Below are 20,285 nucleotides of genomic sequence, written 5' to 3' on the forward strand. Positions count from 1 at the left end.
GTGGTCTATCGGTCGGGCGGCCGTCTCGAATTCGTGGGTCCACGCGATCAACGTCAGCGGTTGGCCGTTGGAATCGAAGATGGTTTCTGCGCACGTGGAGGGTAGGCCCAGCGGTGACCCCCTCGCGATCTCGATGAAAACCGACAAGAACGAGATCAGCCGAGGTTTTCATGAACGCCAGCTGCGGCCATCACGTTCCTGTCGAATTGATCGGTCGGCAAGGCACGGTAGTCGCTGGCTGCAGCATCGCTTCGGCTCTTCAACAGAGACAGCCCGGTGATCTTTTGTATCCAGACAATTGGGTGCTGCGGAGGTTTGAGGAAATGTACCGCCGGCAGATGGCTGAATGGGTCAGCGCAGCGAAAGCCGGCACTTCCGGTCGGCCGAACGTATGGGACACCTATGTCGCCTCGGCCGTCGCGGAGCAAGTCGCCGAGCTCTCGCCGGAAATGGCGTGGCATCTTCTGAATGGGCCACGTCGCTGTATGACTGACAGGTAGAAGGTGAAGAGGCTGAACGGAATTCTATCGGCCTCCCACGCAATCCGATGCGAGCTATGTGAAAGGAAACGATGATCAATTATGCAGTTGTCGGCGCGGGCTCGATCTCGCAACAAGCCTTTCTGCCAGGTGTCGGACAGTCCACAAACTCAAGGGTTACCGCGATCGTGACCGGCGATCGGGACAAGGCCGCCAAGTTGGCGGATTTTTATGGTATTGGCCGGATCGTCGACTATAGCGGATACGATGCCCTTTTGGGGAGCACTAACGTCGACGCTGTGTACATCGCTCTACCCAACCACTTGCATGCGGACTACGCTATTCGCGCAGCTCGAGCCGGCAAGCACATCCTGGTGGAGAAGCCGCTAGCTACCAGCGAACAAGATGCACTCGCCATGATCGCCGCTGCGCGCGAAGCTGGCGTGTTTCTGATGACCGCGTATAGGCTCCACAATGAACCTGGAACCGTCGCGATCCTCGAGCACATCCGCAGCGGCGCGATCGGTCGACCACTTTTCTTTCAATCGGTTTTCAGTTTCCAGACGGCGGCAGGCAACCACAGACTGAAGGCCGCGAGTTGGGGTGGACCACTGCAGGACGTCGGTGTCTATTGCATCAATGCCGCTCGTCACATCTTTGCAGAAGAGCCGATCGAGGCCATGGCGATGGCGCACCGACCGACTGATGATCCGCGCTTTCGCGAGGTGGAAGCGTCCGTCGCAGCTATGTTGCGTTTTCCCTCCGGCGGTTTAGCGCAATTCGTCGCCAGCTTCGGGGCGGAAGTCGTCGACAATTATCGGGTCGTCGGAACAACGGGCGATCTCGAACTCGACCCAGGCTTCAGGTTCGAGACGGCAACAAGATTGCGCCTGCGCCGTGGCGGCGAGGTCGGCGAAACCCACTTCCCACAAATCGACCATTTTGGTGCGCAGGTGGAGTACTTTTCAGCGTGCATCGAGGCTGGAACGCCGCCCGAGGCTGATGGCGACGAGGGATTGGCGGACTTGCGCGCACTAATCGCAATTGAAAAGGCCGCCCTGACCGGACAACCGCAAACGATCTCATCCCCTCCGCGTGCCCGCCATCCGACGCCAGACATGGTGCGATTTACCCCATCGACCGATCGACGACTGGCTCTCTGAGGAGACTGCTGCCTGCTCCTCTATGCGCCCGAGTCGAGTTTGACCAGCTTGTGAACCAGCCTCGCCCAACCGACGATCTTGCGGCTGAAGAGGTCCATGATCACGGCCAAGGTACACCCACCCCCTCCGCAGTCGGAATGTACGTGATATCGACGAGTCAGATTCAATTTACCGTAGCGGCCGGCAGAGTCGCGATCAATGAGCTTCCGCGATCAGCAGGCCATGACGAGTGCGGCGGTGCCATATGGGCGCGGATGCCGTACCGATGAATCAGGTGTTCGATCCGGGCCACCGCCGTCGCCACGTCCCCGCACTAGCAGCGCAGCATGGACCCCGCGCTGCTAGAGCGTTTGCCGCTGTCTTAATTGACCCGTCGGATATCGACTAAGAGCGCGGCATTTGTCGTTCTGCTGTATTCACCCCCGCTCTCGCGAGGTGCAAGTTACTCAAATACTGAAACACGCGAACTATTTTGATTGCGCCAGCGCAGTGTTGAGAGACCGAGCTTCCTCGTCCGGCGTGATAACGCGTTTTCTTACTGCACGAAGTGTGGTGCGCGCTGCCATGATATTTTCGTGGCCGTTGTAGGCCGGTACTCGCAAGCACTTAATCTGACTCTGTCGCGGATATCGCGAGCGTGGACTGTCTGCTGTGGACACAAAGCCAGCCACTGAACGCGCGAAGAGAGCACGTGCAAACGTTGTTTGAAACGAAGCCGGTCAGTCGTTGCTAAAATATGCAGGCAAGATCTTTCCCTTCAGAAGGACGACTGAGGCTCCCGACCCCACTTTGATCGAAGACGCGCGGCAGACCACGATCGCTGTTTCGAACACGACAGGCGTTGTGCGTTTGTCAGAAACGGGACACGGACAGGTGGTCGTGTCCGCGAAACGACTTCGTTTCCCGCGATTATCGCGGCAGCTGTTCGAAGAAAAATGTTGCACGCAATCGCACGATGCCCTCCCCGGGCGGACGGCTGCCAGGCGCGTCAATTGACCGCGCCGTGACAACAGATCAATTCGTAACTCTGTCACGCCGGAGAACTAAGGTTGCGATGTGGGACATTTAGCGGGGCGCACTCATGCCCATTCTTATAAAGCCCCGAACGCTCGGTCTGCTGACCAAATGCGAGCGCCGCCCTCGCGGGGCAAGCCTCATCATTTCCGTCTTCGCAATGTTCGATCTTGCCAACCCACGCGCTGACCGTCTGGAAGGCGAGCAGGAGCTTTGGGTAATGGGCGCGAAAGAGCTTCCGCCCGGCAGCCCGCTTGACATCGGCATGCCCAAGCCACAAGCGGAAGTGCTCATCGGTGGACATGCGGCGGCGCCCGGGGGACGGCCGACCCAGCGCATGATGTTAGGATGGTCGCTCGGACCGATGCAGAAGCGCCTTCTGGTGACTGGCGATCGTTATTGGCAGATGACGACCTCCGGCTGGCGACCAACAGCTGCCAAACCTTTCCGGCAGATGCCGCTGACGCGGCAGCGCGCCTTCGGCGGGGGCGGACATCGCTCGAACCCGACCGGCATTGGCCACGACGCCCTTAGCCGCAGCATGGCTGGCGAGCTGGTGGCGCTACCCAACGTGGAGGATCCCGAGAACGCGGTTCAGTTCATCGAGATAGCGGCGCAGCCCGCTGCGTTCGGACCAATGGCACTCGACTGTAAAGAGCGCCTGCGGTACGCCGGCACCTACGACACCGCGTGGCTGAAATCGGTCGCTCCTGCGCTCGCACTTGATGTCGATCCGCGCCTCTTCCTATTCGCACCGCCAGACCAGCGCTTAAGCGGCTTTCTTTGCGGCGGAGAGCCGTACGTGCTGCAAAACTTCTCCTCTGAACAGCCGTCGATCCAAGGCCACCTACCGGCGTTTCGCGTGCGCTGCTTCATCGGCTGGAGCGATCCGGCGCGCGCCGTCAGCGAACTTCAGATGCGCATCGATACGCTGTGGCTGTTCGCCGGTGCCCGCCGTGGCGTCATGATCTACCGCGCCGCGATTGCCGTGCAGGAAATTGACGGTAGCGACGTTGCCGACATTATGGTCGCCTACGAGCGGCAGAGCGACCCTGCGCGGTCGACAGACCATTATCTGAATGTCAGGCGGCTGCGTCTCGATCCGAGAACCGCCGCGCGCTACGCCTTTGCGGAACATCAACTCACGCCCGAGCTTTCATCTGCCGAACGGGGGCGTCGCGCGGCACGGCGAGAAGAATTGGCCAAAGAGCGTGCAGCGCGGCAGCAGGCCTCCAGGCGCTGGGCGCTCGATCAGGAACTCGCCCGTGTCGACCTTCCTCCTGTGCTGCGTCCTACAATCGAGACACCGTCCATTGAACCATCAAGTATTCCCGAATTGTTGCCCGAGGAACTCGAAAGCGGCGATATCGATTTAGCCGAGATCCTCGACGCGGTGGAGACTGTCTACGACAAGGCCAGCTCCGACATCGACAAGCTCGCTGCTCAATGCGAGCCCGTGCGCGCGGCCTATGAAAAGATTTCCGGCGACGATGCCGTATCGACCGATATCGACGCGTTGCTTGCCGCGATCGGTAGCATGGACGCTGCGCACGCGATGGACGCAAGCATTGAGCAAATCCCCTCATTAACTGCCCTGCCGCCGGAGGTTGAGCCGCCCCTCGTGCGCGAGCTCGAAGCTCAGCTCGCGCGGGCGAAGGACTGGCGTGGAGAGATTGTTGACGCTGCAACACCGTTGGTCGATGACCATAAGCAATTCGAACTTGCGCATGCTCGCTTCTTTGGCCTGCCGGCTGGCAGACCGCTTGAGTCGGTACGAGCCGCGTTATCCGAGGACGCTTTTTCACCGCCCGACGTCCCTTCACTTGCGCTGCCGGAGGAAGCCCAGCCCGTCAAGTGCCGACCGCCGCCGCCAACGACCATTGATGAGATAACGGCGCAGATCGAGAACAATGGTGCATCCGCTGAAGTCGTGCAGCGTCTGCGCACGGCCTTCACCGATGCTGAGGCGGCGCTCAGGGACGCCCTCCCGTCGTTAGCCGGCGATGGTCGCGCGCCGTTCGAGGCCTTGCTCGGGACCGATCAGCCGCCGCCCGCCGATACGACCGAAGTGGCGCTGGACGCAGCCGTCAGGGAAAGTAAGGAGGCGGTCACCGTCCTTCGGACTGAGATCGATCAAGCGGAAAGCCAGCTCGCGACCGCCATGGCCGCAGTCAGGCTGGCCTCACCCAAGCCGCTCGAACCTCAATCGGCGCTGGCTCCAGCCGTGGCGCGCGCGCTGGGCGAGGTCGTTGAGGAAGAATTCCGCAGCGGGCGCACGCTCGCCGGCCGCGATCTTGCCGGGGCCGACCTCTCCGGCAGACAATTCCCCAAAGCGGATTTCTCCGGCGCCTTTCTCGAACGCGCCAAGTTGAACGGGGCCAACTTTGTCGGTGCAAATTTTATGAAGGCCACGCTTGCTGGCGCAGTGCTCATCAACGCTGATTTAAGCACGGCCGACCTGACTGATGCCAATCTTGGCGAAGCCGACTGCCGCGGAACGCGTTTCGCAAGCGGGCGGCTTGTACGTACCAATGTTCTTGGTGCACGGATGGTCGGTGCGTCCTTCGACCAGGCACGTCTCGCCGATCTACAAATGTTACATCTCCCGTTGATCGGTGCAACGTTCCGTTCTGCGCAATTGCATCAATGTGGTTTCATTCAAGCTGCCCTGGATAACAGCGCGTGGCAGGGCGCCGTCCTCCAGCGAACACAGTTCATGGACTTGTCGCTTTCTGGTGCGAATTTTTCCGGCGCTCGCCTCGAGCAAACCTGCTTCCTCAAAGTAGCTGCGCCGCAACTCGATTTCAGTGCCTCGGAATTCGACCAGGTCAGCTTCATCGGCGAAATCGATCTGCGCGACGCCCGCTTCGACCGCAGCAGCGCGGACGCGCTTTCCTTTCAGGACGCCGACATCACCGGTACGGACTTCAATAGAGCGCGGCTTAACGGGGTCTATTTCGGTAAGTCAACTCTGTTGCGTTCGACCTTCCGAATGACTTCGCTGAAAGGTGCGGTCTTCACCGGCAACGATCTGCGCGGCTGCGACTTCTATGCCGCCAACCTGCTCGAGGCACATCTCAATCAGGCCGATCTGGCCGGCGCCAGCCTGCGCAATGCAAATCTCTACGGTGCCGACCTGATGGATTCGACATTGCTCGCCGCAGATTTGAGCGACGCGAATGTCGACCGTACTGTCCTTATGGTTCCTCGCCATGTCAATTGATCTCTTGTTGCAATCGATCGCCCACCGCGTCCCGGTACGCCGAGTCGATCTCGATGGCGCAACACTGTCGCGATTGCACCTGAGCGAAGGTATGGTGCTGAGCTCCTCCTTTCGCAACAGCAACTTCATCAGCTCCTCCCTGACTGGAATGACTTTTCAGGACTGCGACTTCAGCGGCGTTTTATTCACCGAAGCTTACTTCGACAAATGCACGTTTATCAATTGCTGCGCAGGCGATTCCAACTGGCGAGGGGCGACTTTCGTCCAGTCGACGTTGATGTCATCGGATCTCAGCCGCAGCGACTTCAGCGAGACGCGCTTCAACCAAACGACAGCGATGCGCTGCGTGCTGGCCTGCGCCCTCCTGCGTGGCGCCACCCTGTCGCAAAGCGCCATCATGGACTGCGACCTGACCGATCTTGTGCTCGACGGCGCCACACTCACAAACGCCGCCATCACCCAGGCCGATTTGCGCAGTGCGAGTCTCACAGGCATGCGATGCGACACCATCCTGTTCGCGGAATGCGATCTGTCCGAGCGAGACCTGAGAGGCCTGACGCTGACGCGCGCGAACTTGAGCGGTGCTAAGCTGAACGGCACCAACTTGTCCGGTGTAGACCTCTCCGGCTCAATTCTGTCAGGCGCCAGCCTCATCGGTGCAGACCTCTCGCGCGCCACCGCCTCGAACACACTATTTGCAAAAGCCGACCTGCAAGTGGCCAACCTGCGAAGCGCCAATTTGGGGCAATGCATCTTCTTGGAAGCGCGCCTCGACGGCTGCGATCTCTCGAAGACAACACTGGAGATGGCCGTATTCACGCGTGCGTACGCCAAGTCCGCCTCATTTCGCGGTGCCGACATGCCCTATGCGCTAATGCACCATGCCAAGGTTGATGGCAGCGACTTCTCCGGGACGCACTTTCTACGCACCGAATTTCATTGCGCGTCGACTGAAGGCAGCCTGTTCGTGGGCACACGTGGTAGCGCCCTGCCAACGGTACCTGAACGCGCCATCGCCGAACTCTACGACGCCAGCTGCGTGATCCCCTTCAATAGAGAGTTTTGAACAATGTCCTTCGTCCATGCCAACGGCCCGATGTCAGCGCAGGATCTCGGCTTTCCCGACGTATGCAACACACCGGTCGGTCCCGCCGTCGCGCCGAGCCCCTATCCAAATATCAATCTGAACACGTTGGGCATGCCCACCCAATCTCGTTGCCTGCTCATGTGTATGCCGGCGCATAACATGACGACGGTGCGTGCGTCATCCACGGGCGACAACGCGGGTGTGGCCCTCGGCGTCATGTCCGGCACCGTCATGGGTCCAGGCCGCGCCATGAAGGGATCGACCAACTTGTTTATCGGTGGCCCGCCGGCAACCAAGATGGCGATGCCAACCAAGCAGAATGGTTCCAACCCAAACACATTCGGACTGTCGATATCCCCCTCCCAAACGCGATTCATGGCGCTGCGCTAAAACGCCGACAACCGAATAATTGAGGAGCCACCATGCCGGATGCCTACGCCCGATTTTTCGTCCCCGAAACACCAAGCTCTCCCCTGACGAGCTCGAGCTATCTGCGCCTCGGCGCTTATTCGGTCGGCGAGGAGGAAATTGTCACCGACCTCACCACAACTAGCGACAAAAATTCAACCACACACGAAAGCAACCACGCTGGTATACTTGCCTTCACCAAGAAGGACTTCCAGGTAACCGCCGATGGCGCTGCACTCATGAAAATTGGTCGCGGCCACACGACCGAGGTGAGGAACGGCGACGCCAGATATACGGTCTTAAACGGCACCTATGACGTCTCGGCGCAGAACGACGTATCGATCAGCGCCGGTGGCGACGGCAGCGCGGGCGACATCAGTATGACCGCGTTGCATTACAAGCAGACCGCCAAGGGCAACATGTCGGAGACCACTCACGGCAACTCGAAACGGACCACACACGGCTCGGCTATGGAAATCTACAACGGCGCCAAAGTGACATGCGTTGCGGGCGCAAACGTTACTGCGGCTGTGGGCCTCAGTGTAGCTGCGTTCCTCGGCGCCGCAATCTCCATCCGGCAGGGCTACAACCTTTCAATCAGCCGCGGCGGCAACTGCTCGATCAGATTCCTCTTTGCAAATACGCTGACGGTCGGCAACGAATGCAACAAAGTCACTGGAAATGTGACCAGGATCATCGGTGGATACAACGTGCAGGTCACTGATTCTGACATCCGTTACGTCAAGGAGACCTATCTCAAGGTGGTGGACGATGCTGACGTGAAAAAGGTCAAGCTCGACGGGACGTGGTGCGAAACGCGAGTGCAGGTCGCAGACGCACAAGTTCAACGTAGCGAATTGAGCTCCGATGAGCACCAGGTTGTCAACAGAGTGTGCGATGTCGAGAGCGCGACCGGTCGGTATAAGACTCAAAACTGGCGCACGCTACTGTACCTGTAGCCAGCAGGAGTTCGAAAATGACAATGGCTTTCCGCACCGCAAACGCTGACCTCTTGGCGACAACCGAGCGTCTGCTTGAGTCTGGCCACCACACTGCCCGCGTCGTGACAGTCGATGAAAATGGCGTAGCGTCGGAGGTGGAAGTTGCCGGCGCCCGTCATGCGGCGACAGTGGCTTTCGGCTGCCTGGTTCGGCCGATTACTCAGGACCTCGTGTTGGTGTTGAGCAATGCGGGGCAAGTCTTCGTTCTGGCCGTGCTCGAGCGGAGGACGTCAAGTTGCGCGACCATTGCTTTGCCGTCTGGAGGCAATATATCGATCGCTGGCAACACCATCGCTATCGCCGGGCGTCAACGAATGTCCCTGCGCGCCGATACTATCGATTTGCAGACTAAACTGTTTGCCGTGCTCGCGGACAAGGCCACCTGGATTGGCAGGCTTTACAGCTTGATTGCGGACCGTTTCCGCAGCGTGACACGCATCCAAGAAGCGAGCGCCGATTCGCTTACGGTAAAGGCAGTCGAACGGATCGCCATCATCGACCGTATCGACTCGCTGCAAACCGAAACCCAGGCGGTTACGGTGACCGGCATTGCCTCCGAGACGGCGCATAGCAAGGTTATTGCCGTGACCGGGGATCTCCGCCTCGACGGCAAGCGGGTGACGGTCGCATAGCGAGCATGCGGACCACTAGCTTTCCGGCTCCGACCTGGCAAGACCGCCTTAGAACGGCGCAGGAGTTCATTGCCGCCAACCGTCTTGATGATGCGGAGGCGCTGCTGAACGATGTCAGCATCATAACGAACGATCCGGATGTGCTCAATGCAAAGGCGACACTGGCGCTCGCGCGTCGGCGGATCGAGTTTGCGTTCGAGATGCTGGCGGAAGCGGCAACTCTCTATCCTGAGCACGCTGGCCTCGTTACTAATCTCGGCACCGCTCATGAATTGCTCGGCCGCTTCGACGAGGCGGTGATCTGTCTGGAACGCGCGGCGGCGCTCGTCCCACACAACGAAGACATCAAGCTCGCCCTCGCTCATGCTCTGCTGTGCCGAGGCGATATTACGCAAGCGCGCGCGATCACGGAGGCGTCTCTAAAACGCGAGCCTGCCAATGCGCGAGCCTTCCTGCAACTTGGAGCCATCGATCTCGCCTTGCGTGACTGCACATCGGCCGAGGCTGCCTTTCTTCGTGCCCTGGAACTTGCCCCGGACGATCCCGATACGCTGCGCAACTTGTCGGTACTCTTGCTTGAACGGAGCCGCTTCCACGAAGCGCTGAGTCTTGCGGAACGGGTGCATTTACGGGCCCCGCTCGATACGGCCGGGCTTCTGCATCTGGCCTATTGCCGGGCCGCGGCCGGACTTTGGCCGCAAGCGGAGGTCACTTGCAGGAAGTTGCTTGCCTATGCGCCGACCCATCTTGGCGCACGCGAAATCCTGGCCCGCGTCACGATCGCCAGAGGTGAGGTAGATCGGGGCATTACAGAGCTCACGCTCTTCGTACGCACCCGCAAATCCGATCTTTCCGCCGCGCTTGTTCTGGCGCGCACGCTGCAGCTTGTCGGCCGGTTTAGTGACGCCCTCACGCTTGCCAGCCACGTCGCGCGCACGCGCCCCGACGATGAAACGGCAAGGTGCCTGAAGACGACCCTTGAACTGACGGTCGGTCGCTTCCCGACGCCCGAGCCGATCGCATTGCCTCTTGTGACGCCGGTTTTTGTGCCGCCGACAACTTGCGTACTCGAATTCGTGGCGCTCGTTCGCCTTTTGCGTCGGCTGGCGAGCCAGCAAGTCGTACGGGTCGTAGCGGAGCCACATTACCAAGCAGTTCTTACCAGCCTGGCTGAGCAGGTCATTTCAGAGGAGCCAAAGTCTGGGCTCTCCACCACCCCGCTTCAATCCCTATTGCGCATACTTCCGATCGACTCTCGCAACATTGCCGATGGCATCCCTTATCTGCGACCGGATTCAGAGTTTTTTGCCAAATGGCGCAACGCTCTGGCCGGATTTGCACGGCCCTTGGTCGGCATCGTCTGGGACGGTGGTGTTCTCGGTCTATCCATGGAACAGATCGCCGCTACGCTCCCCGCCTCCATCACGCCGGTCAGTTTGATGACCGACGCGCAACGGCACGACATGACGCGATGGTGTCGCCCCATCGATGCTGGTGCGCACGTCGACAGCCCAGCCGAATTAATCGCAGCGATCGCTAATCTCGACGCGGTGGTCGGACCCGACAGCTTCGCGGTCCATATTGCGGGGGCGCTCGGGATTCCCGGCGTCGTCTTCGTGCCAAACGGCTATCCTTGGTACTGGGCTCAGGACAACGGAAAGCCGCTCTGGTACCCATCGTTCGCAGTCGTTGTGCAGGAAGGGCTCGGGAATTGGTCGGGAGCGATGGACGAAGGTCGGCGCCGGCTCGCCGCCCTACTGCATGCGGGCGAGATCGATTGAACGGCTTGCGCTGATGCCGAGAATCTAAAGTCCGGGTTTGGGCCTAGCACGATCGATTGCTTCCGAACTGCCCAGCCTCGCGCCTAAAGCGCGATGAGATTAGGAGGAATCGTCTTCGCGCTTTAGGTTGTTGTTTGAGCATAATCTCCGCGCACAAGCGTTCGCGTTTGGCGCGAGGGCAACCGCTCCACACTTCGACCTAACGCGGCCCTTTCGGGGCCGGATCATGCTCGCTGCCGATTCGCACTCCAAAGTGAATGACTTAGCCTTGACTTCTTTCTGCTGGGCGAACGCGTGATTTGCTGGCGCTCAGCAACAAAGGAAAGGCGCCGGTCGCATCCCCGGCCCTCCGCAGTGATGAGTGAGAGCCCGTTAGCGGGTCTTCTGCCGGGCCAGACTGTCGCGTAGGCTCTCATGTCGGAGTTAGGTGTTTGCGGATTGTTGTCTAAGACGCAAATGGTGACTGCCGGTTACGGTTTGAGCGCCGAGCTGTGTGCCGGCCATGCGCGGTACGGGTGCATTGGCTGAATATGCTCAAGGCCAACAAGCGGGCTATCTTTACTGCTGCGTCGAAGGCGGGCGAAGCAGTGGCTTTCCTGCACGACACCTGGCAAGCGAGAAATAAAGAAACGGTCTTCCATAACCTACCAAGTTGCCAGAATAGGAGACCTATTTCGCAAGACTGCGGCGAGCCCATTCGATCGCCGGCCTACTGCGCATGAAGAACGGAAGCTTAAGGTCGGCGCACAATTGTGACACGCTCGCTTCAACCTCTTTAGCTTCAAACACCTTCCAAACCTCTTCGTTTTCGTCAAAGTCCATCTTTTTCAGGGTGAAGGGATAGTTTGCAGACGCATCCCGGAACACGCGTTTATCCAGCTTCCCAGCTTGGTCCGCGTACCAGACTTCGCCAACAACAATGTCCGCATGTGTTTGAACGAGCCTGACTATCTCGAGGTACTCCTCGACCGGCACGTTTGGAAGAAATGGGCGCAGAGCCAGCACGCTAGTAAGTCCGTTGGCTTTGAAGCGACCCAATTGCGCAATGCGTTCATATGGGGACGGGATAGGACGCGGTTCCAGATGCGGATGATGAAGCTGTGCAACACTCACGTAGCTGAAGACGCGTCGGCCTTTCGATCTGCAGGAGTCACTTATGTCTTTTAGTTCGCGCAGATGGTCCTCATTGAGGGGAGCCCGCGTCGTAAAGAGGAGATCGACGCCGAATTGGAGAAGAGCGCGAAGCAAGGCTAGTCCCCTCTCCGTTCTCGGAGGGCAAAACGAATCGGTGTCACCACTTATGTAGATGATATCGTACGGCTCACGAACCGACTTGATCCATTCGACGATGTCGGGGATCTCTAAGGCAGCGTATTTCAGGAAACCGGCCTGGACATAGCAAAACGGGCACCGATAGACACAATATCGACGTTGCGTCAGCGGCCCCAACGAAACCATTACTCGCCGGTCCCGCACATCAAAGGGCCGTTCATGCGGTCGGTGTAACATGTCTCGCTCCAGTCGATGTTCGAGATAGGCTGCTTAGCCGACTTCCGTCACCTGCGAGTTCTTGTAGTTGCCTAGCTAGACTAGTCTACAAACACCTCTCTTCACTTGTTGTGTTGAGCCCGTCCCGTCATTCGTCATGCTACGCACGGGTCGTGTGGGGGAGGCACGATTGAAGGTAGGATTGCGCGGAGAAGCTGCTTGGTGGCAGAAATACTGAAGGGAAACCTGCTGTCGCTGTGCAGTTAACATGCAGTTCTGGACGAGGCACAGAGCGTAATGATTTCCAGCTCAAGACAAAACGCGCTGAAACCTCTTGTTTCAGCGCCTGCGCTCTACACTTAAAGGGCTGATCTGATTGGCGAGGCGTCGATTTCGCCTCGGTAACACCGTCGCTTATGTCCATTTCAATAGCGACATTTCGGCCGAAAATCCCGGTCCGAACGCAGCCAAGATCCCGTACGATCCTGGAGCCTGGGGCTCGTGCTCAAGCACGTAGTCTAGCACGAACAATACAGTTGCGCTGGACATGTTTCCATAACGTCGAAGAGTTTCGTAGCTGGAAAAGAAGTCCTTGGATGGCCTCCCAAGGCCTTGCTCGAAAACCTCCAATATTTTTCTTCCGCCTGGATGAAAGACCAAGCTCTTCACCTGATCAAGATGAATTCTATCCTCCGCTAGCAACGAGGCCAGCGCATCTGGCATAAGTTCGCGTACCATTGATGGTATCCGCTCTGAGACGACGATCTCAAATCCAGACTCGCCGAATTGCCAGCCCATTAGAGAAGTAGAGTCAGGGTAAAGTAGACTGCTGCTTTTGACGATTTCTAATTTGCCTGCACAGCTTTCAGCTGGGGCGATGAGAAGCGTGGCAGCGCCATCACCAAAAAGGCTTGTAGCGACGACGTTCTTAGGGGTGAGATCATTCGGCTGAAACGTCAGCGACGTCAGCTCTAGAGTAACGACTAGAATACGTTCCTTTGTTGCCCGGCAAATCGCTCCTGCCAAGCCAACTCCCGATGCTCCCCCCGCACATCCCAGGCCAAAAACCGGCGTCCGTTTCACATCTCTTCGCAAACCCAATTTCGAGATCAGATCCACGTCGATGCTAGGGGTTGCTATCCCGGTCGAAGAAATGAATACGATCCGATCGACCTGCTCTGGCTTGATGTCTGCACGTTCGAGACAGCGAGCTGTCGCTTCACATGCGAGCTCTTTGGCCCACGCCAGATATGCGTCGTTTGTCTCACCGATGCGATGCTCGCTCAGAAACCATTCGGGCGTGACGCACACGAATCGCTCATCGACAAGCGTATGATCGAAGACTGCGAGATATTTTCCCAGCGTATCTGTCTTAGATCGGAAGTGTCGGCCAGCTAGTCTCTTGGCCTCGCTCTGCGAGAGGCGAAATGGCGGTAACGCCGTCCCAACAGCCAAAATCCTAGACATCAGTTCCCCTTGGTGATCAGCGATGGGCTCGAGTCAGGCTGTCCGGGCGGAACGGGAAAGAGGACGCGACGAAATCAGCGCAATGAGGCGCTACCTGTTCAGCGGGAATTTTCATTCTTTCTGAGCCAGTGTTGAATTTGGCTTTCGTGCCGGTGTGCCGATCACGGTTGCCACGCGTGCATCTCCCCATCAACTGTCACGGCTGGTAGTGGACTCAAGTCGCAATGCTTTGCTTGAGGAGTTGGCATCCGGCGTTGGCACCTAGCACGTTTGGATTATTCGGCCCGGCCAGCGTCCGGGCAATTTCGAGCTCTCTTTGTAGCTACGGGATAGCTCCATCGGCTTGAGACTCTTTGCGCCGTCGGAGACCCGCCGAAAGTCCATTGGCAGGGCGGCCAGGCCCTTCAGCTAACCGGGCTGCAGAGCCTGTCAACGCTGAACTCGCGAACCCATAAATTGCCGCCAGTTGCGCTGCTCAGGGACGGGGGTGATGGAGAAGATATAGGTCGTCGCCAATCCACTGCGCTGTGTAGAGCTGGCCCCTGATGGCAAGCCTTGTCGTTGACGCAGAATCGTTCGGCACGAGTTGCCATTGGCGCAGTTCAATATAGAGACCATCGGGAACGAGTTGGTCACCATCCTGAAAATCCAACGCAACGGCGTATCCGAAGTCTGGCAGGTCGTGCTGCGCTGCCAAACCGCCGTGCGCGGAAGACGATGCCCTAGCTGCGGACGATGCCGCTCCCACAGATCGCGGGACCGGTTCGAGGCGCTCCTGCACTGATCCGTGGTGTTCAGGCTGCGGAATCAGAATAATTTCAATACCTAGCGGATTAGTTGGTGTCACCACCTCGCGTCTTCCTGCCCAGTGCGCGGTATAGGGCAGACCGTGGATGCAGAAATTTGTCGGCTGGAATGGCCTCGGCAGGAGCCTGTCTCTATCAAGTGCGCGGATCAGCACGCCCGGGGCCGTTTGGGTACCGTGCTGCCAGCCCAAACCGACGATATGTCCGAAATCCTCAACTAGCCGGCGACCGCCGAAGCTCGAGGGCGCCTCCGCAGCAGCGGCAGATGACGATGGTCCGGCGGGGGGAGGCCACGGCGGCACCGCAACATCAACGCGTCCGCCAGATTGAGGAAGTGCCGGCGATGCGCCATGCTGTGAAGGGGTTGCCATGCTTTCCAGAAATGGCCTCACCAGTTCATAGTCCTCCTCCCTCAAGACGAAGGCCTCTGGCGACCCCGCGACCTCGGGCGACACACCGGGCACCGCCGAACCGCCGTACCCGGAGGCCGACTCCCCAGGCCTCGCAGCCGACAATGGCCCAAAGACATCCGCCACAGGCGCACCTTGACCATCCTCACGCGGCTCTGACGTCGCGGGCGCATACGACGCAGTAGTGACGTGCTGCTGAGTGCGTGCCCCGGCGCTCGGGTCCTCGTGTTCGCGGTATGCCTCTCGAAGGTACCTCAACGCGGACATGATCTTGGGGGCATAAGCCCTGTACTCTTTAGCATCCTGCGTCAACGTATCGTCGTGAAGGCGGCCAGCCATTGGCTCCATTTTGCGCTCTTGGAGCCAATCACTGAACCCGCGAAGAACCGACGCGTAATCGCTGACAGTGGTCGGCTGCAGAGGCGAGGGTGCCCTCCTCCTCAAGTACGAAATAAGGCTCTCGTCCTCGGCACACTTTGCTTTGAGATGATCGCCGGACTTGGCGGTGCGGCGACCCACCGGTGCTCCAGCAACGACCTCTCGAAGGCGCGTCAGCGCTCTTTCGAGCGTAAGGACCTCCTCCTCAAAAAGTCGTAGCTCCCTTGTATAGGCCTGCACATCGGCATTCAGTTGGTTAAGCCGATTGGCCATTGGGGGCCTTCCGGACTTGCGAAGCCATCCGCTAAACCTTCGCGCCGCGTTTGCCGTCCATCGCACGTAATTCCCGGCGAGGTCACTCCTTTTGGCTTCCGTTTCGAAGCGGGAAATAAGTGCCTCGTCGATGTCGAAGTCGAGCGTCTCATGTTGGTCAGAGGGCCTGTCTTGCGAGCCATGCCTTTGCTTTTTGTGTGGCGGACTATCCGTCATAGTTCATCTCCGAGCCAGAATGTACTCCGCACCCTACCCCTGTTGGAGCATCTCAAAAGCAAGCGCCGCGCCAACGGAATCAACGCAAATTCTCAAGCTTGAAGGTTCGCACGCGACAGCCGGTCTCCGGTGTTCTAACTCCGACATGTCTTGCACCACCGTCAGACGCAGCACACGGTCAGCTGTCGTTCGCGCGCGAACAGTTTCAGTTCGGCGCGCTAGCCGCATCAACTGCCGAAAACGGAACTGAGCTAACCTCAATCAAAACCGGTCAGTCTGGATTAAAGAGAATGCAGATGGCCGTAAACGAACGAGGCGTGTTCGTCGGCATTGATGAAATCGCCCCTCGAGGCTTGTCATGCATGCTGCACGACCATTTCGAAATCACTTGCCGCACGAAACGCAAAAGCCCCGAAGCGACGCTACCCCTGGCTACAAACGTTAAGGCCGCGCGACCAACGACTTGAGCTCGACGGCAACCATCGCCGCGCTCGTCCTTTACCGTCCTCAGCCCTGGCACGGGCAAGGCGCCCCCAAAAGGGCGGAGCCCGAGCCGAGCTGGAACAGCTATCGCCGCCGCAGAGCGGCGCTGGGCTGAAGCCGTTCACCACTTGTCTTCGCCTGTGGTACTGCCGGGAATGTGCTCCCATTTCACTTCTTTGTAGGTGAACGACCAGTCCTCCATGTTCTGGAAGAAGTTATTCTGCGGGTTGATCGTCAGTGGCACAAAGGCCTTGCCTTCGATCAAGGTCGCGTCCTTCCAGGTGGTTTTGAAGAAGTTTTGCGGCTTCGGCATCCCCGCTGGATCGGCGCGGTAGAACTCGCACACGACCTCTTCAAGCACCTCGTTGGTTGCCAGTGCCTGCCAGAGCAGCGGCGAGGCACGATCGAAAAACTTGGTAAAGACCACCGGCTGATGATTGCGCGTGCCGGTGGCGACACCGCTCGTCATATCGCGCGGAACGATGATTCCACTGGTGAACGCAACAACAGTGATCTTTGACTGGTTGTCGGAGTCGCTCTTGGCGACCTGCCCGATGCTATCCGGCTTGGACGCATCTTGGGAGATGTCGCCCTGCTTCTTGCCCTTGATCGTTATATAAGCTTCAAGTGACACTTCGGCCTCCGTTGTCTGGCATGCGCCCGAACGAACTGATATTGCGGACATCGCAACATCCATGCCAAACGGCGTCGGCACAGGGATCGTTTTTTACTGCCGGACTGGATATGGTGGTCAAACAACGCTGCTTAAGATTTCGGCCCACAGCTCCCATCAAGGGAAGTCATCTGCGCAAGTACAGCGATCTTTCACGGCATAACAGAGCTTACTTGCTCCAGCCGGCACTCGACGTCCAGAAACGCACGCGTGGCAAGGTCGAGCACAGCCTGCCCCGACACTCGGTAGCCGGTGCGATTGTCAACGACGGCATTGCCCCGTATTGCGTAGACGACCACCGTACGAGGGCCGCGTTGTCGCTGTTCCAGATGCTGCGTAGATAGCCGCAGACGTAATTCACGTCCGTCGCGAAGCAATAGCGAACGTATGCCATCGGACGATGGCGGCGGCATGTTAATCATCGGTGTTGGCAGGATGGTTGCGCGCGCTGCATTGGCGACCGCTTCCACCAACGGGTCGATCTCGCGGGTCGCGGGTCGCCAGACGGTCATAAAGCGCTAGGAGCTGAGCAACTCAGGCAGGCCCATCGTAGATCTCGAAAAAGGCACCAGATTGCGACTTGATGCGATTGAACAAGTGCGTTTCGGAGGTCACTACTCCCTTCATGTCGGGATTGTGCACCGCGCCGACCACCACCGGCCGGTCAATATCGCCGTTCATGTAGCCAACCAAAACTTCCGTCCCGGCGACCAGGGGAAAATGAAGCCCGGTTTCACTCGGGCCAACATAAGGCTCGAGCTTCCTCACGTAGTCGCTACCACGTCCTTTTGGCGCTGCTTCGTCGGCGAACGTAAATTGCAGCTTGTAGCGGCCCTGGTCGTCGATTTCCGCCCGCTCGTTCCATGCTTCTCCGTCGATCCTGGCACTGTAGAGGCCGACGCCCGGTGGCACAGGCGTCATAGCGACTGGACGGTAAGGTACGTCCGACCGGATGCAGTGGACCATGTTGTAGTAGGCCCGCCCGTTCCGGGGCAAGGCGTTGAACCCGGTCGGGGCCGGCCTATAGGCCGAGTGATCCGCGGCGACGACGAGATATTCGCCATCGAACCGTGGATGGCCCTCGAGTTCGAAAATGCCCCCCGCGCGGAGCTGCGGCGCATCGCTATGGGCGATGTACATCGTCTGACTGGCGCCGACTTGCTCCGCGCGGATCTTGGCCAGCGCGATCGCTTCTCCTTCGGTAGCAAAATGCCCACCAAACCGTTCGGCCTTTCCCAAAAAGCCATTGCCTTGTCCGACCTCTTTATCGGCGGATATGACGGATGGCACCGTTTCGTTATAATCGCGGAGCCCGATCGTCTTTGTCGAGAGAACGCAGCGTTGCCGGACTGACAGAACTGCGCTTTCGTCGACGCGGCGGGATGCGCTGCGGTCGCGTTGGTGCGAGTAGAGGATAGCCGCGCCGCTGCCGAACTTGATCTTGGGAAATGCCAGGTTCTTGTCGCCAAAGACAACTGTCTCACCGTCGTCTTCCTGTTTGAAAAAATAGAAAATTCCGTTCCGTTCGCAAAGGCGCGAAATGAAATTGAAATCACTTTCATTGTACTGCGCGACATAATTTCGCTTTGGATAGCTATCCAGATTGTACTCTGCAGGGATGCTAATGGCTGCCCTGTTCAGCTCCTCTTTGACGATGTCATCCACGCTGACCGGTTGGCCAGGGCCATAAACGCGGCTTGCTATGGAGAGTTCGGTAGCCGAGAAGCGCGGGCGTAGAACGAACTGAAGGACTCGCAGTTCGGTTACCGTCGGGTCCAATTCCTCTACCTGGGCGCAGAGGCCCGAGGCAATCCATCGCCCGCATGCGGTTTTGACCGTCAGCCTGGCGCGTTCACCAATCATTGAGCCGACATCAGCATCGCTCGATGTCGTGGCATAAACCAGGTAGCTGAACGGCAGGGAAATGCACTCTGTGCCTTCGAAGCCTTGCACGTCGAGCTTGATCTCTGGCTGACTGAGAATGTTCAGACTCAGGCTGAGATTGTAGTCGGTCATCGGTACAGTACCACGTCGAAAACGTCCGCAGAGCCAAGCAGCTTGTATCAGTTGCCGTGGAGCGATCTAACCTCAGAGACGGCAAGCGTGTGCCCGCAATTCCCAAGCATGGGAATGTTCAAATAGTATCTTGATTCCTTACACGCTTTACGACAGCCGCATGGCGAGCACCGCCCCACAAGCGGTAAAACCAAGGCGGTCGGATGAGACTCTGAACGAACTCACCGACCGTCTGGATGCGGTCACGGCGGTTGAGGGCAAGACCGGAGGCGAGTGCACGCCATTGCGCTGTCGAAATGGTCGAAGGCGGCGCCGGTGTCAGATTATCGTAGAGCGCCTCATCGGCCGGCCGATGCGCATATGGATGCGTGCCCGTCAAGACCAGATAGGCGACCACAGCGAGAGAATAGACATCATCGCTTTCCGCCCGCGGCTCACCCATCAGCATCTCCGGCGAAGCATAGGCCGGGGTCATGAGGGTGATCTGATCGGGCAGCGACGCCCCTCTTTCGTTTTGCGGCGCAGCCTCGAGCGTCAGCACCGCCCCAAAATCCAGAATCTTGATTGCGCCGTCTGACGTCATAAAGATGTTTCCCGGTTTCAGGTCGCCATGGACAAGTCCGAAACGGTGTAAATGGGCGAGCCCCTGCCCCGCAGCGCGGATGATACGGAAGGAAACAGCGGGTGAGAGCGGACGTGCCTGATTTTCAATCAGGATCTGCGCCAGCGACCGGCCCTTAAGAAGCTCCATGACCAGGTAATGGTACTTGCCGTCGTAATCGGAATCATAAATGCGCACCAAATTCCGGTGTACGACCATACGCAAAAGACGCGCCTCGCGATGCAGCAGCCCAATCAATTCCTGGCGCATCCTCGGATGCGGTCGGATAACCTTCACTGCCACTTCGGGATTTGGTTCGCGCGCCCACAGACCAATCCGATCGGTCGCGCGATAAACGGTGCTGATGCCGCCGACGCCGATCACCTCCATCAGGTCGAAACGGCCGCCGAGTACGTATCCCACGGGCGCGACCGAGCCCACCGAAGATGGCTTCAAAGTGCATCCTCGCTCAAGCGGACAGCGATCGCCCGGACATCACCGGTTATTCCACGCCCGCCGTCCCAGAGCAGGAAGAACGCCGAGGTCGCGGTATCAATTCCAAATCGCAATGGCGAGCAGTAGCCCGACGGCCAGGGATCGCCTTGCGCCTGATGCGATGCCGCCAAGGGCTCGTTGAGCCGCTGATGCCTCGACCCGACGAGGCACCAACGGGCAGAATCCTCCTG

At 58.8% G+C, this 20,285-nt stretch carries 15 protein-coding genes and 1 pseudogene; 8 read left to right on the forward strand and 8 right to left on the reverse strand.

Features of this window, described 5'->3' with window-relative positions; genetic code table 11:
* Positions 1-170 precede the first annotated feature (170 nt).
* Positions 171-500, forward strand: coding sequence for a hypothetical protein (locus Q2941_RS36295; protein WP_458195478.1), 330 nt, complete (start codon positions 171-173; stop codon positions 498-500).
* A gap of 71 nt (positions 501-571) precedes the next feature.
* Positions 572-1,642 (forward strand): Gfo/Idh/MocA family protein, encoded by a 1,071-nt coding sequence (locus Q2941_RS36300; RefSeq protein ID WP_458195479.1) that lies wholly within the window; start codon positions 572-574, stop codon positions 1,640-1,642.
* Between the two features lie 23 nt (positions 1,643-1,665).
* Here Q2941_RS36300 and Q2941_RS36305 read toward each other — a convergent pair.
* Positions 1,666-1,799: pseudogene (locus Q2941_RS36305) on the reverse strand (DDE-type integrase/transposase/recombinase); the annotation flags it as partial.
* A gap of 924 nt (positions 1,800-2,723) precedes the next feature.
* On the opposite strand from Q2941_RS36305, the gene Q2941_RS36310 reads away from it, so the two are divergent.
* The 6 genes from Q2941_RS36310 to Q2941_RS36335 are packed head-to-tail and all read left to right on the forward strand — an operon-like array spanning position 2,724 to position 10,788.
* On the forward strand, positions 2,724-5,879 hold the full coding sequence (locus tag Q2941_RS36310; RefSeq protein ID WP_458195480.1) for a DUF2169 family type VI secretion system accessory protein: 3,156 nt from the start codon (positions 2,724-2,726) through the stop codon (positions 5,877-5,879).
* On the forward strand, positions 5,836-6,945 hold the full coding sequence (locus Q2941_RS36315) for a pentapeptide repeat-containing protein (RefSeq protein ID WP_458195481.1): 1,110 nt from the start codon (positions 5,836-5,838) through the stop codon (positions 6,943-6,945). Before Q2941_RS36310 ends, Q2941_RS36315 begins: the two co-directional genes overlap by 44 nt.
* 3 nt (positions 6,946-6,948) lie before the next feature.
* Entirely contained in the window at positions 6,949-7,356 is a 408-nt protein-coding gene (locus Q2941_RS36320) for a DUF4150 domain-containing protein (RefSeq protein WP_458195482.1), read from the forward strand.
* Positions 7,357-7,388: 32 nt separating this feature from the next.
* A complete protein-coding gene (locus Q2941_RS36325) occupies positions 7,389-8,333 on the forward strand; it encodes a hypothetical protein (protein WP_458195483.1) in 945 nt (314 codons plus the stop codon).
* 17 nt (positions 8,334-8,350) lie between these two features.
* Positions 8,351-9,007 carry a DUF3540 domain-containing protein gene (locus Q2941_RS36330; RefSeq protein WP_458195484.1) on the forward strand — a complete coding sequence of 219 codons (657 nt, stop codon included), beginning with the start codon at positions 8,351-8,353 and terminating at the stop codon, positions 9,005-9,007.
* Positions 9,008-9,012: 5 nt separating this feature from the next.
* Positions 9,013-10,788, forward strand: coding sequence for a tetratricopeptide repeat protein (locus tag Q2941_RS36335; protein WP_458195485.1), 1,776 nt, complete (start codon positions 9,013-9,015; stop codon positions 10,786-10,788).
* Positions 10,789-11,457: 669 nt separating this feature from the next.
* Here Q2941_RS36335 and Q2941_RS36340 read toward each other — a convergent pair.
* The 7 genes from Q2941_RS36340 to Q2941_RS36370 form a co-directional block, all read right to left on the reverse strand.
* On the reverse strand, positions 11,458-12,297 hold the full coding sequence (locus Q2941_RS36340) for a radical SAM family protein (RefSeq protein ID WP_458195486.1): 840 nt from the start codon (positions 12,295-12,297) through the stop codon (positions 11,458-11,460).
* A 393-nt stretch (positions 12,298-12,690) separates the two neighbouring features.
* Complete coding sequence (locus Q2941_RS36345) at positions 12,691-13,743, reverse strand: type III polyketide synthase (protein ID WP_458195487.1); 1,053 nt, start codon at positions 13,741-13,743, stop codon at positions 12,691-12,693.
* A 475-nt stretch (positions 13,744-14,218) separates the two neighbouring features.
* Positions 14,219-15,610, reverse strand: a complete 1,392-nt coding sequence (locus tag Q2941_RS36350) for a hypothetical protein (protein WP_458195488.1) — start codon at positions 15,608-15,610, stop codon at positions 14,219-14,221.
* 820 nt (positions 15,611-16,430) lie between these two features.
* Positions 16,431-16,943, reverse strand: a complete 513-nt coding sequence (locus Q2941_RS36355; RefSeq protein WP_458195489.1) for an Hcp family type VI secretion system effector — start codon at positions 16,941-16,943, stop codon at positions 16,431-16,433.
* 191 nt (positions 16,944-17,134) lie between these two features.
* Positions 17,135-17,455, reverse strand: a complete 321-nt coding sequence (locus Q2941_RS36360) for a hypothetical protein (RefSeq protein ID WP_458195490.1) — start codon at positions 17,453-17,455, stop codon at positions 17,135-17,137.
* 61 nt (positions 17,456-17,516) lie between these two features.
* Entirely contained in the window at positions 17,517-18,998 is a 1,482-nt protein-coding gene (locus Q2941_RS36365; RefSeq protein WP_458195491.1) for a type VI secretion system Vgr family protein, read from the reverse strand.
* Positions 18,999-19,116: 118 nt separating this feature from the next.
* Positions 19,117-20,055 (reverse strand): serine/threonine-protein kinase, encoded by a 939-nt coding sequence (locus Q2941_RS36370; protein WP_458195492.1) that lies wholly within the window; start codon positions 20,053-20,055, stop codon positions 19,117-19,119.
* Positions 20,056-20,285 lie beyond the last annotated feature (230 nt).

Source organism: Bradyrhizobium sp. UFLA05-153 (assembly GCF_054185185.1).